The organism is Pseudomonas sp. LABIM340, from assembly GCF_040017195.2.
Taxonomy (GTDB): Bacteria; Pseudomonadota; Gammaproteobacteria; order Pseudomonadales; family Pseudomonadaceae; genus Pseudomonas.
Genome location: NZ_CM200227.1, coordinates 6,626,912 through 6,638,495, shown reverse-complemented (window position 1 = coordinate 6,638,495; position 11,584 = coordinate 6,626,912). Strand labels below are relative to the sequence as shown.

At 66.2% G+C, this 11,584-nt stretch carries 10 protein-coding genes; 5 read left to right on the top strand and 5 right to left on the bottom strand.

The window, feature by feature from the left end:
• Nucleotides 1-152 precede the first annotated feature (152 nt).
• Nucleotides 153-1,460 carry a PQQ-dependent sugar dehydrogenase gene (locus ABKS89_RS30475; protein ID WP_348588803.1) on the top strand — a complete coding sequence of 436 codons (1,308 nt, stop codon included), beginning with the start codon at nt 153-155 and terminating at the stop codon, nt 1,458-1,460.
• Nucleotides 1,461-1,477: 17 nt separating this feature from the next.
• The gene (locus ABKS89_RS30470; protein ID WP_138213486.1) at nt 1,478-1,951 is read left to right on the top strand and encodes an LEA/WHy family protein; all 474 of its coding nucleotides are present in this window, start codon (nt 1,478-1,480) and stop codon (nt 1,949-1,951) included.
• 90 nt (nt 1,952-2,041) lie between these two features.
• Here ABKS89_RS30470 and ABKS89_RS30465 read toward each other — a convergent pair whose 3' ends face one another.
• The 5 genes from ABKS89_RS30465 to ABKS89_RS30445 all read right to left on the bottom strand — a co-directional run bounded on the left by ABKS89_RS30465 (nt 2,042) and on the right by ABKS89_RS30445 (nt 8,598).
• Nucleotides 2,042-2,800 (bottom strand): TerC family protein, encoded by a 759-nt coding sequence (locus ABKS89_RS30465; protein WP_138213487.1) that lies wholly within the window; start codon nt 2,798-2,800, stop codon nt 2,042-2,044.
• A gap of 33 nt (nt 2,801-2,833) precedes the next feature.
• Nucleotides 2,834-4,138 carry a CitMHS family transporter gene (locus ABKS89_RS30460; protein ID WP_138213488.1) on the bottom strand — a complete coding sequence of 435 codons (1,305 nt, stop codon included), beginning with the start codon at nt 4,136-4,138 and terminating at the stop codon, nt 2,834-2,836.
• 288 nt (nt 4,139-4,426) lie between these two features.
• On the bottom strand, nt 4,427-4,963 hold the full coding sequence (locus tag ABKS89_RS30455) for an HI_0983 family protein (protein WP_348588805.1): 537 nt from the start codon (nt 4,961-4,963) through the stop codon (nt 4,427-4,429).
• Between the two features lie 187 nt (nt 4,964-5,150).
• Nucleotides 5,151-6,125, bottom strand: a complete 975-nt coding sequence (locus ABKS89_RS30450; RefSeq protein WP_348588806.1) for an AEC family transporter — start codon at nt 6,123-6,125, stop codon at nt 5,151-5,153.
• A 79-nt stretch (nt 6,126-6,204) separates the two neighbouring features.
• Nucleotides 6,205-8,598 (bottom strand): carbohydrate-binding family V/XII, encoded by a 2,394-nt coding sequence (locus tag ABKS89_RS30445; RefSeq protein ID WP_348588807.1) that lies wholly within the window; start codon nt 8,596-8,598, stop codon nt 6,205-6,207.
• Nucleotides 8,599-8,916: 318 nt separating this feature from the next.
• Between ABKS89_RS30445 and ABKS89_RS30440 the strand changes: the two genes are divergently transcribed.
• Genes ABKS89_RS30440 through ABKS89_RS30430 form a run of 3 tightly spaced genes read left to right on the top strand, consistent with a single transcriptional unit; the run spans nt 8,917 to nt 11,577 of the window.
• A complete protein-coding gene (locus tag ABKS89_RS30440) occupies nt 8,917-9,891 on the top strand; it encodes an ABC transporter substrate-binding protein (protein WP_138213492.1) in 975 nt (324 codons plus the stop codon).
• Nucleotides 9,892-9,949: 58 nt separating this feature from the next.
• A complete protein-coding gene (locus ABKS89_RS30435; RefSeq protein ID WP_088420737.1) occupies nt 9,950-10,756 on the top strand; it encodes an ABC transporter permease in 807 nt (268 codons plus the stop codon).
• Nucleotides 10,744-11,577, top strand: a complete 834-nt coding sequence (locus ABKS89_RS30430; protein ID WP_138213493.1) for an ABC transporter ATP-binding protein — start codon at nt 10,744-10,746, stop codon at nt 11,575-11,577. The genes ABKS89_RS30435 and ABKS89_RS30430 overlap by 13 nt, the downstream gene beginning before the upstream one ends.
• Nucleotides 11,578-11,584 lie beyond the last annotated feature (7 nt).

Here is an 11,584-nt window from a genome sequence, read left to right as displayed (position 1 = left end):
ATTTGCCGGCAATCCTGTCTGTCAGTAAAGCCGATCAAAAGCGGATGCGAGCGCCTTTGCATCGGTTATTTCGCACGGAATGGCGAGCGGTAATGTCTAGACTGCCTGTCCATTTGCTGAAAGAAACACACCAAGGGTCGAGGAGAAGTCCCATGCGTTGGTCGTTCCCCCTCCTGATTGCGCTGGCGGTTACCGGCTGTGGCGACAAGTCCGCGCTGCCGTTCACCGCCGGTACCGGGCCGCAACCGCAGCTGCCGGAACCGCAGAGCAGCCTGCTGCCTACCGTCAACATCGCCAATGCCACCGGCTGGCCCGCCGAGCAGAAGCCGCGCGCGGCCGAAGGCCTGGAAGTGCAGCGCTTTGCCGACAAGCTCGAGCACCCGCGCTGGCTCTACGTGCTGCCCAACGGCGACGTGCTGGTGGCGGAAAGCTCGGCGCCACCCAGGGAAGAGTCCGGCGGACTGAAGGACTGGGTCGCCGGCAAGGTGATGGAGAAGGCCGGCGCCAACGTACCTAGCGCCAACCGCATTACTCTGCTGCGCGATGCCGACGGCGACGGCGTGCCGGAGCAGCGCAGCGTGCTGCTCGAAGGCCTGTTCTCGCCCTTCGGCATGGCACTTGTGGATAACTGGCTGTACGTCGCCAATGCCGACGCGGTGGTGCGTTTTCCCTACAAGACCGGTGAGACGACGATCAGCGCCAAGGCCGAGAAGGTCGTCGACCTGCCGGGCGGGCCGATCAACCACCATTGGACCAAGAACATCCTCGCCAGCCCCGATGGCCGCTACCTCTACGCCACCGTCGGCTCCAACAGCAACGTCGGCGAGAACGGCCTGGATGCGGAGAAGAACCGCGCGGCGATCCTGCAGATCGACCTGTCCAATCGCAACGTGCGGGTGTTCGCCTCCGGCCTGCGCAACCCCAACGGGCTGGGTTGGGAACCCAACAGCGGCGCCCTGTGGACAGCCGTCAACGAACGCGACGAACTGGGCAACGACCTGGTGCCCGACTACATGACCTCGGTGAAGGACGGCGGCTTCTACGGCTGGCCCTGGAGCTACTACGGCCAGCATGTGGATAAGCGCGTGGAGCCACCGCGCCCGGACAGGGTAGCGGAGGCGCTGGTGCCGGATTACGCCCTCGGCGCGCATACCGCCTCCCTCGGCCTTGCCTTCTATCAGGGCAGCCTTTTGCCGGAGCGCTATCGTGGCGGTGTGTTCATCGGCCAGCACGGCTCGTGGAACCGCAAGCCGCGCAGCGGCTACCAGGTGGTGTTCATCCCCTTCGGCGGCGGCAAACCCAATGGCCAGCCGGTGACGGTGCTGGACGGCTTCATCAACGACAACGACGAAGCCATGGGCCGGCCAGTCGGCGTCGCTGTGGATAAGTCTGGCGGCCTGTTGGTGGCCGATGATGTGGGTAACACCGTCTGGCGCCTGCGCCCGGCGACCCTGAAGTGAATGGACAAGGAGGGAGCATGGCGATTGCCCGGCGTATTGCCCTGATGACCTTGCTGCTGGCGCTGGGCGCCTGCAGCAGCCTGTTCGGCACGCGCGACCCGCTGAACATCGATCTGGTCGGCCTGGAGCCTGCAACCGGGCAGGGCATGGAGGCGCGCTTCACGGTCAAGCTGCGGGTGCAGAACCCCAATGACCAGGCTATCGACTACAACGGCATCGCCCTGGACCTGTCAGTGAACGGCCAGCCGCTGGCCAGCGGGGTGAGCGATGCCAGCGGGCAGGTGCCGCGCTTTGGTGAAACGGTGATCAGCGTGCCGGTGAGCATCTCGGCCTTCTCCGCCCTCCGCCAGGCCTGGGGCCTGTCCGGCGGGCCGCCGCGCCAGGGCATGCCCTACGAGATCAACGGCAAGCTGGCGGGTGGTCTGTTCGGCACGGTGCGCTTCAACGACAAGGGCGTACTGAACTGGCCGGAGCCGGTCGCACGCCCTTGATGTCGAACTGCTGTGGATAAACCGGGCTGTGGATAGCCCGGTTTTTTATGGCCCGGCTGTTATGCACTGCCGGTGGATAACGCTTGTGAATTACTGCCCCGGAATGTCCTTGCGCAGTTTCACCGGGTCTTCCTTCTTGCCGCGCGCGGTGCGCATGCGGATGTTCAGCGCTTCCACCGCCAGCGAGAAGGCCATGGCGAAGTAGACATAGCCCTTGGGCACGTGGACTTCGAAGGCTTCGGCGATCAGCACGGTGCCGACCACGATGAGGAACGACAGCGCGAGCATCTTCAGCGACGGGTGCTTGTCGATGAAGTCACTGATGGCGCCGGCCGCCAGCATCATCACCAGCACCGCGACGATGATCGCCGCGACCATCACCGGCACGTTGGAGACCATGCCCACGGCGGTGATCACCGAGTCCAGCGAGAACACGATGTCGATGATGGCGATCTGGATGATGGTGCCGATGAAGCCGCCCATCACGCTCTTGGGTTCGCCCTCGGTTTCGTCCTCGCCTTCCAGGCCGTGGAATATCTCGCTGCTGCTTTTCCACAGGAGGAACAGGCCGCCGAAGAACAGGATCAGGTCACGCCCGGAGATGCCCTGGCCGAACACCTGGAACAGGTCCGCGGTGAGACGCATGACCCAGGTGATCGAGAGCAGCAGCAGGATGCGCGTGACCATCGCCAGCGCCAGCCCGAAGAAGCGCGTGCGCGGCTGCATGTGCTTGGGCATGCGGCCGACCAGGATGGAAATCATGATGATGTTGTCGATGCCCAGGACGATCTCCAGGGCAGTCAGGGTGAAGAACGCAATCCAGATTTCAGGGCTGGTGAGCCATTCCATTTAATCGGTACTCGAAGTCAGTCGTTAAGCTGTTCATTTACTGAACAGGGGGAACAGGCCCAGCAGCAGGGCCGCGGCGAGGATCGCCAGGCACACCAGCACGGCCCACTTGAGGGTGAAGCGCTGGTGGTCGCCGAAGTCCACCTTGGCCAGCCCCACCAGCAGGTAGGTGGAGGGCACCAGCGGGCTGAGCAGGTGTACCGGCTGGCCGACGATGGAGGCGCGGGCCATTTCCACCGGGGTGATGCCGTACTGCGCGGCGGCCTGGGAGAGTACCGGGAGCACGCCGTAGTAGAAAGCGTCATTCGACATGAAGAAGGTGAACGGCATGCTCACCAGCGCCGTGATGGTCGCCAGGTACGGTCCCAGCGCCGGCGGGATCACCGCCAGCAGGCTTTTCGACATGGCTTCGACCATGCCCGTTCCGGAAAGAATCCCGGTGAAGACCCCGGCGGCGAAGATCAACGAGACCACCGCGAGGACGTTCTCGGCGTGGGCGCCGATGCGCTTCTTCTGCTCCATGATGCAGGGATAATTCACGATCATCGCGATTCCGAAGGCGATCATGAAGAGAACCGGCATCGGCAGCAGGCCGGCGATCAGGGTGCCCATCAGGACCACCGTGAGCACCGCGTTGAACCACAGCAGCTTCGGCCGGCGCGCTTCGGGGAACTGCGAAACGCTGACCTCGGCCATGGCCTCGTGGTCGGTGGGCAGGTGCAGTTCGCCCAGGCGGGCGCGCTCGCGTTTGCCGTAGACCCAGGCCAGGCCGAAGATCGCCGCGATCCCGGCGAGCATGGCCGGGATCATCGGCACGAAGATGTCCGCCGGGTCCACGTGCAACGCGCTGGCCGCGCGGGCGGTCGGGCCGCCCCAGGGAGTCATGTTCAGCACGCCGCTGGAGAGCATGATCAGGCAGGCCATCAGCAGCGGGCTCATGCCCAGCCGGCTGTACAGCGGCAGCACGGCCGCCACGCAGATCATGTAGGTGGTCGAGCCGTCGCCATCCAGCGAGACGATCATCGCCAGCGCGGCGGTGCCCATCGACACCTTCAGCGGGTCGCCCTTGACCAGCCTGAGAATGCGCCGCACCGCCGGGTCGAACAGTCCGGAGTCGATCATGATGGCGAAGTAGAGGATGGCGAACATCAGCATCACGCCGGTCGGCGCCAGGGTGCGGATGCCGTCCAGCATCATCGGCCCCAGGCCCTTGGCGAAGCCGCCGAGCAGGGCGAAGGCGATCGGGACCAGGATCAGCGCGATCAGCGCCGACAGACGCTTGGTCATGATCAGGAACATGAAGGTCGCCACCATGGCGAAGGCGAGGAAAGTCAGCATGGGGATAACTCCGGGTCGGCGCGGGGGATTCAGCAGCGGCTGTGGGTAAGCACGCGCGGTGCGGACGGAGTCGGGGCGGGTAGGGACAGGAAACGGGGCATGGGCGATCACCGATTGTTGTTTTTGTACGCTGCGCGAACGCAGGTCCGGCCGGGAGGACCGAGGCGGCGATGCTAGGGGGTCAAGCTTTCAGCAGGCTTTCGCGGACGATGACCGCTGATCGGAGCGATTTCTCTAGGAGCGGGCGATGCCCGCGACAGCCTGGCAGCGAGTCTTCCCCGCGCTGATTCAGCGGCGCTGGAAAGCTTTGACTGGCGGCTGCCAGTCCATCAGCTCGTTTTCCCGCGCGTCGGCGTTGGCCTTGAGCCAGGCGCTCATGCTTTCGCCAATTGTCTTGCCGTAGAGCCTGTGGGAGTAGATCACCCCAGTGCCCGCGCCGTTCTCCAGCTTGAGGCGGGTGAACACCGCTTCGATGAAGCTCGGTTGCGGGAACACGGCGGCAATGAAATAGACCGCGGGCTGGCTGCCCCGGGCAGGGCTGGCGTCGACCTTGAGGATCATCGCGCCCTGCTGCTTGTAGTTATCCAGCACAGCGTTGGCCACGGCTGCCATCTGCTCGGCGTTCCGGGCCGCCGTGTAGCGGTGCAGGGTGAGCATGTCCTGCCATTTCGCCAGGTCCTCCTGGCCTTGTGGCGTGAACTCGTGCTGATCCTCCCGGGACCAGCGATGGAAGTAGTCGGTACCGGCGAAGGTGAATTCCTTCGTCACGCTCGCGGCCCACGACAGAGGAGCAATCAGAGCCAGCAGGATCAGCCAGAGACGCACGGTGTTGCCTCGTCGTGAGAGAAAAACGGTGGCGTCAGCTCAGCTGCCCGACCACGCCAGGATCGCCTGCTTCCATTGTGGATCACGGTGCCGGCGATAGGCGTCCGCCGGGCGAAATTGCCCGCGGCGCGACCGTCGTTGCGATGGAGGGAATTCGATGGGACCAGCAGACAATGCCCGAGAATGATCAGGCGAGCGTCTGGATCAATCCCATCACCACCAGCAGGCTGGCGCCGGCCAGCAACGTCTGCAGGGTAATGATCCCGGCCATCAGTCCGCTCTCGCCGCCCAGCTGGCGGGTCAGCACATAGGCGGTCGGGGCGGTGGGCAAGGCGAAGAACAGCACCAGCAGCGCGCTTTCCAGGGGCGGCAAGGCGAGCAGGCGGGCGATGGCGAAGGCCAGCAGCGGCATGGCCAGCAGGCGGATCGCGCAGTTCCAGCCCAGCGCCGAGGCTTCTGCGCGCAGTTCCTGCGGCTGCAGCGCGGCGCCTACGCAGAGCAAGCCCAGCGGCAGGCTGGCCACGGCGAGCAGATTGAACAGCCGGTCGGTGCCGCCGGGCAGGCCGATGCCCGTCACGTTGAGCACGGCGCCGGCCACGCAGGCGAGGATCAGCGGGTTCTTCACGATCGGCAGCAGCAGCGAGCGCAGGCTGATGCCGCGCTCGGCGGTCAGCGCCCACACCGACATCACGTTCACCGTCGGCACCATCAGCGCCAGCATCAGCGCGGCCAGGGTCAGCCCCGGCTTGCCGTACAGGCTGCCGACAGCGGCAAGTCCCAGGTAGGTGTTGAAGCGCAAAACGCCCTGGGCGATGGCGCCGAAACGTGCGGCGTTCCAGCCGCGCAGGCGTTTGACGACCAGCAGGACAACCCAGGCAATGCCCAGGCCCAGCATCACCGCCAGCGCCTGGCGGGCGAGGCCGGGGTCGTTCAGCGGCGCGCTGGCCAGGCTGCTGGCGAGCAGCGCGGGGAACAGGATGAAGTAGTTGAGCCGCTCGGCGGCCGGCCAGAAGGCATCGCCGGGGAAACCTTTGCGGCGCAGCACGAAGCCGCCGACGATCAGCGCGAACAACGGCCAGAGGGCCTGGAACAGAGCGGTCACGGCAACCCCGCGATGGTGGTGGGAGCGGGCATCTTGCCGAGGGCGTGCGGGGAAGGGCAAGGCGTGTGGATAAGTTTTTCGCCTCGCCCGGAGTGGTTTTCCACAGTCACCAGTGCTGTGGAAAACCTTGTCCACAGGCTCAGCGGCGCAAGCCCCCTCCACCGAAATGGCCCCCGCCGAAATGCCCGCCACCGAAGCCGCCGCCGCCCCACTGCCTCTGGGTCTGGTTGAAGCGCTGCTGGCCGATCTGCCGCGACTGGTACTGCTGGTCCAGCTGGCTGCGGACGTTGGCCTGGTTCTGCTGTACCGGTTGCCAGCCGTTGCTGGTGTGCTGCTGCCAGCCGCTGTCGGTGTGCTGGTAGACGTTGCCGTCGTGGCCGGCGTAGACGTCGCCGTTCTTCCAGGCCACGGCGTTGCCGGTGCGCCGGTTGTAGCTGATGCCCTGGTTCTGCTTGTCGTAGCTGCCGCGCCCGTCGTCCACGTCGCCGGAGACGCCACGCTCGGCGATGGTGGTGCGGCCGGTCTGGGCGTTGTGCTGGATGCCCTGCTGGCCGGCCTTGAAGTCACCGCTGTCGGCGTCGTAGGCCACGCCGCTGCGGCCCGCGCCGGACATGCCGGTGGAGGCGTTGGAGTAAGCCCCGCGCCGCCCGGCCGCGCCCTCGTCGGTGTAGGGATTGAAGGCCGAACCCTGGGCGCCCTGGAAGTGCGTACCGGTGCGCGGGTTGTAGCCCACCGCCGAGCTGCCCTGCCACTGGGTGCCGGTCCAGCCGTTGTAGCCGTAGGCGTGGGTCACCGTGCCCTGGCCCCAGCGGCCGTAGAAGTTCGCCTGGTTCACGTTGGCGTAGCTCCAGCCGCCGTGCGGATAGGGGCCCCAGTACGGGCCCCAGTAGGGTTCCGGGGAACCCCAGTAGGCGCCCGCCGCGTAACCGAAGGCGAAGCCGGTCAGCGCGCCCACGGCAAAGCCCGCGCCGTAGCCGTAGGTCGGCGGATAGCCGTAGTAGACGGTCTGACTGACGTACGCCGGGTAGGTGTAGCCGGTGCCGTAGACCACCGTGCCGTCGCTGTTCACCACCACGCCCAGGTAGCCGGGCGTGTAGCCCACCACTACGGTCTGCGGGGTGACCGAGTAGATGTGCACGTAGGTCACGTAGTACACCGGCGAGCTGGGCGGGATGCCGTAGATCGCTGCCGGCACTTCGGTCGCCACCTGCCATGGGCCGGTGGGGCTGGGGGCAACGAACCAGACGCCGTTGGTGGCGGCGAAGAACTGGTTGGGCGCAACCTCGATCACCGGCGTCGGTGTGTTCACCGCGTACTGCAGGCTGGTGCCGCTGATGGGCTGGAAGCTGGGCGCACCGTCGTAGCTGACCTTCATGGTCGCCTTGCTGCGCGAGACCGAGGCCGTCTGCGGGATGCTTGCGGCGATGGCCGCTTCCTTGGCCTGCGGAGTACCGGGCACCGATACCAGTACGTTGGCCTTCGGGTCCTTGGGCGAGATTTTCGCGAAGTCGGCGGGCAGGTCCTTGCCCTCGACGAACTGCCACGGGCCCTGCTCGCCGGGGCCACTGAACCAGCGGCCGGAGAGCAGCACGTACCAGGTGTTGTGGGTCGGATCGACGAACACCGCGTGGTCGGCATTCTTCATCGTCAGCAGGCTGACGCCGTCGACCGGCTGCATCTGTGCGGTGCCGTCGCTGACGATCAGTTCCGTGGGGCGGGTCGCCACCAGGATCGCCGGCGCCTTGCCCGGCACCTTGCCGTCCTTGGGCAGCAGGGCGTCCACCGGGCCGGCTTTCTCCGCCACTTGCTGCGCGTTGAGCAGCGCCTTGGGCGGCTGGCTCAGCACCAGCCAGCTGCCATCCAGCGCCTGGGCCGTGTACCAGTTGCCGGCGGCATTGAGGTAGTGGTTGCCCTGGGCGTCGCGCAGGACCAGCACGCGGCTGTTGAGCACGCGCTGGAAGTCGCTGCTCGGCAGGGCCTGCCAGTTCGGCTGGCCATCGATCATCACCAGCACCGTCGGGATCGCGGCGAAGACGATCTGCGGCGCGTCGTTCTTCACCTCCACATGGCGCAGCTGGTCGAGTTGCTGGTTCACCGCGTAGCTGGCCTGCAGCTCATCGAGGGAGACGGTCAGGCCGTCCTTGGGCAGGCGCGCCACCAGCGCGTCACGCACCTTGCCGGCGCTGTCCGGGGCGGTGGGCACTTCCACCTTGTCGATGCGCAGGTCGGTGAGCTGTACCAGCCCCGTGGCCTTGTCGATGGCGGCGGCGGCGGAGAACTGCGCCACGCCGTAGGTCGGTGCGCCGTTGGCGGGACCGATGGCGATGGCCGCGCGGCCGCTCATGCGGGTGCCGTCCCAGCCCTCGATCTGCGGCTGGAAGATCTGTACGTGCTGCTCGCCCAGGGCGAAGTCCCGCGGCCATTTCAGCTCGGTGACGGCGGGGGCCTGGGGGGCGGCGGCGAAGGAAAGAGCGGGGTGCAGCGAGAGCCCGATGGCGAGCGCCAGGGCTGACAGAACGGGACGTAAAGCCATGTTGGAAACCTTCCTTGAGGAGAGCTGCGTTCAACCTTAGTGCAGCGCGAAAGTACCCGCGCGTGTCCGAGTTCTCCCCTGCGCCATGCTGGTGCAATTTCGCCGGCAAGGCAGCTTTTTCTTATGGCGCAACGACATATTTAATAATTTTCCGAGCCTCCCGCTTCGGCGACCATCGGTCTGTCAGACATGTCGCGAGACAAAGCCTTCAGACGCTGAGCCATAGAGCTCGATGCCGCGCATGTCCCGGTTCTACCGGCCTTCTGGCCACTGCCGCAGTAAATCAACAAAAAAGCCAACCGGCTGTGGGAGTGCTTCATGATCAAGTCCTTGCTCGTGCGTTCCATCGCGTGTTCCGCCCTGGCTCTAGCCGCCGTTTCTGGCGCGCAGGCCGGCACCCTGTCCATCGGCCACACCACCTGGGTCGGCTACGGCACCCTGTACCTCGCCCGCGACCTGGGCTACTTCAAGGAGCAGGGCCTGGACCTGCAGCTGACCACCATCGAGGAAGCCTCGATGTACATGGCGGCCCAGGCCTCCGGCCAGCTGTCCGGCTCCGCCTCCACCATCGACGAAATCCTCAAGTACCGTCCCAAGTTCTGCTTCAAGGCCGTGGCCGCGCTGGACGACAGCCATGGCGGCGACGGCGTGCTGGTGGGCAAGGACGTCACCTCGCTGGCCCAGCTCAAGGGCCAGGAAGTGGCGGTCAACGAAGGCTCCGTCTCGCAGTTCTGGCTGGCCTACCTGCTCAAGCACGCCGGCATGAACATGAGCGACATCAAGGTGCAGAACATGACCGCCGATGACGCCGCCAGCGCCTTCATCGCCGGCCGCGTGCCCGCCGCCGTGACCTGGGAGCCGCATCTCTCGCTGGTGCGCGAGAAGCAGCAGGGCAAGGTGCTGGTGGACAGCTCCACCACCCCCGGCGTGATCGTCGACGTGGTCGCCCTCAACTGCGACGTCATCGAGAAGCAGCCCGAAGACGTGAAGGCCCTGGTGAAGGGCCTGTACAAGGCCGTGCAATACACCAAGGAGCACCCGGACGAGGCCTACGCGATCATGGCCAAGGGTGTCGGCGGCTACCTCTCCGATCCCAAGGCCCTGGCCGATGCCGCCAAGGGCGTGCGCTTCTACGACAAGGCGATGAGCGAGCAGCTCATTGGCACCCCCGGCAAGCCCGGCGACATCAAGGGTTTGATCCGTCTCGCCAACGAGACCTGGAGCGGCCTGCAGGGCAAGCGCCTGGAAGTCAGCTACGACGACCTGGTCGACCCGCGTTTCGTCTCCGAGTAACCGTCTCACTCTCTGTCCCCGCGGGCGGCCTGGCGCCGCTCGCCTGGAGGAATCCGCGATGCCTCGTCGTTCGCAATCCTGGCTCAGCCGTTGCCTGACGCCCAAGGTCGACCTGCCGTTGAAGCTGGTCTGGTCCGCCGGCACCCTGTGCTGGCTCCTCGTGTTCGGCCTGTGGGCCGGGCTTTCCTACGGCGGCGTGGTACCGGCGATGTTCCTGCCGACCCCGGACGCGGTGCTCGCGGCCGGCGTGCGCCTGGCCAGCGACGGTACCCTCGCCACCCACGTGATGGCCAGCGTCAAGGTGGTGATGATCGGCTTCATCGTCTCCTCGCTGGTGGCGGTGCCGCTGGGGCTGCTGATGGGTAGCTTCCGCATCGTCCAGGCCTTCCTCGAACCGCTGGTGAACTTCATCCGCTACCTGCCGGTGACCTCCTTCGTACCGCTGTTCATCCTGTGGATCGGCATCGGCCTGGAACAGCGCGTCACCGTGATCATCTTCGGCGTGTTCTTCCAGCAGCTGGTGATGATCGCCGACGTCTCCCGCGGCGTCGCCAAGGACCTGGTGAACGCCTCCTACACCCTGGGCTGCAACCGTCGCGACGTGGTCCTCCACGTGCTCGGCCCGGCCTCGCTGCCCGGCGTGCTCGACACCCTGCGCGTGACCATGGGCTGGGCCTGGACCTACCTGGTGGTCGCCGAACTGGTCGCCGCCTCCAGTGGCCTGGGCTACATCAGCCTCAAGGCCATGCGTGGCTTCCAGGTCGACGTGATCTTCCTGGCCATCGCCATCATCGGCCTGCTGGGCCTGATCACCGACCAACTCTTCCGATTCATCCGACTGAAGGTGGCGTCATGGGCGCAGTAGCGATCAAGCAGGAAGAACCCGCCGTGACCGGTCAGCAAGCTGCCAACCCGGCCCGCCTGCGGGTGGAGAACGTCAGCCTGCGCTACCGCACGCCGGACGGCGGCACCTTCAGCGCGCTGGAGAACGTCTCCTTCGAGGTGCCGGACCAACAGTTCGCGGTCATCGTCGGCCCGTCGGGCTGCGGCAAATCGAGCCTGCTCTACCTCACCGCAGGCCTGGCCGAGCCCACCGAGGGCGACATCTACGTCGGCGGCCTGCTGGTCGACGGCCCCGGCGCCGACCGCGGCATGGTGTTCCAGAGCTACACCCTGTTTCCCTGGCTCACCGTGCGCCAGAACGTCGAGTTCGGCCTCAAGCGCCGCGGCATGCCGGCGGCCGAGCGCCGCGAGATCGTCGACTACTACCTCGACGAAGTCGGCCTGCGCCGCTTCGAGAACAACTATCCCAAGCAGCTTTCCGGCGGAATGATGCAGCGCGTGGCGATTGCCCGCGCGCTGGCCAACGACCCGCAGATCCTGCTGATGGACGAGCCCTTCGGCGCGCTCGACAGCCAGACCCGCATGCAGATGCAGCAACTGCTGCTGCGCGTGTGGGACCACAGCAAGAAGACCGTGGTGTTCGTCACCCACGACATCGACGAGGCCATCCTGCTGGGCGACCGCGTCTACGTCATGGGCGCTCGCCCCGGCCGCATCAAGCGCATCCTCGACGTGCCCATCGAGCGCCCGCGCTCGCTGGACATGGTCATGGACCGCCAGTTCATCGAGATGAAGCGCGAGATCCTCGGGCTGCTGCACGACGACCTGGAAGAAGCGCACTGACCTGCCG

Coding starts and splice junctions, on each gene's coding strand:
- ABKS89_RS30475 (WP_348588803.1), top strand. CDS start 153: ATGCGTTGGTCGTTCCCCCTCCTGATTGCGCTGGCGGTTACCGGCTGT.
- ABKS89_RS30470 (WP_138213486.1), top strand. CDS start 1,478: ATGGCGATTGCCCGGCGTATTGCCCTGATGACCTTGCTGCTGGCGCTG.
- ABKS89_RS30430 (WP_138213493.1), top strand. CDS start 10,744: ATGGGCGCAGTAGCGATCAAGCAGGAAGAACCCGCCGTGACCGGTCAG.
- ABKS89_RS30445 (WP_348588807.1), bottom strand. CDS start 8,598: ATGGCTTTACGTCCCGTTCTGTCAGCCCTGGCGCTCGCCATCGGGCTC.
- ABKS89_RS30435 (WP_088420737.1), top strand. CDS start 9,950: ATGCCTCGTCGTTCGCAATCCTGGCTCAGCCGTTGCCTGACGCCCAAG.
- ABKS89_RS30440 (WP_138213492.1), top strand. CDS start 8,917: ATGATCAAGTCCTTGCTCGTGCGTTCCATCGCGTGTTCCGCCCTGGCT.
- ABKS89_RS30465 (WP_138213487.1), bottom strand. CDS start 2,800: ATGGAATGGCTCACCAGCCCTGAAATCTGGATTGCGTTCTTCACCCTG.
- ABKS89_RS30460 (WP_138213488.1), bottom strand. CDS start 4,138: ATGCTGACTTTCCTCGCCTTCGCCATGGTGGCGACCTTCATGTTCCTG.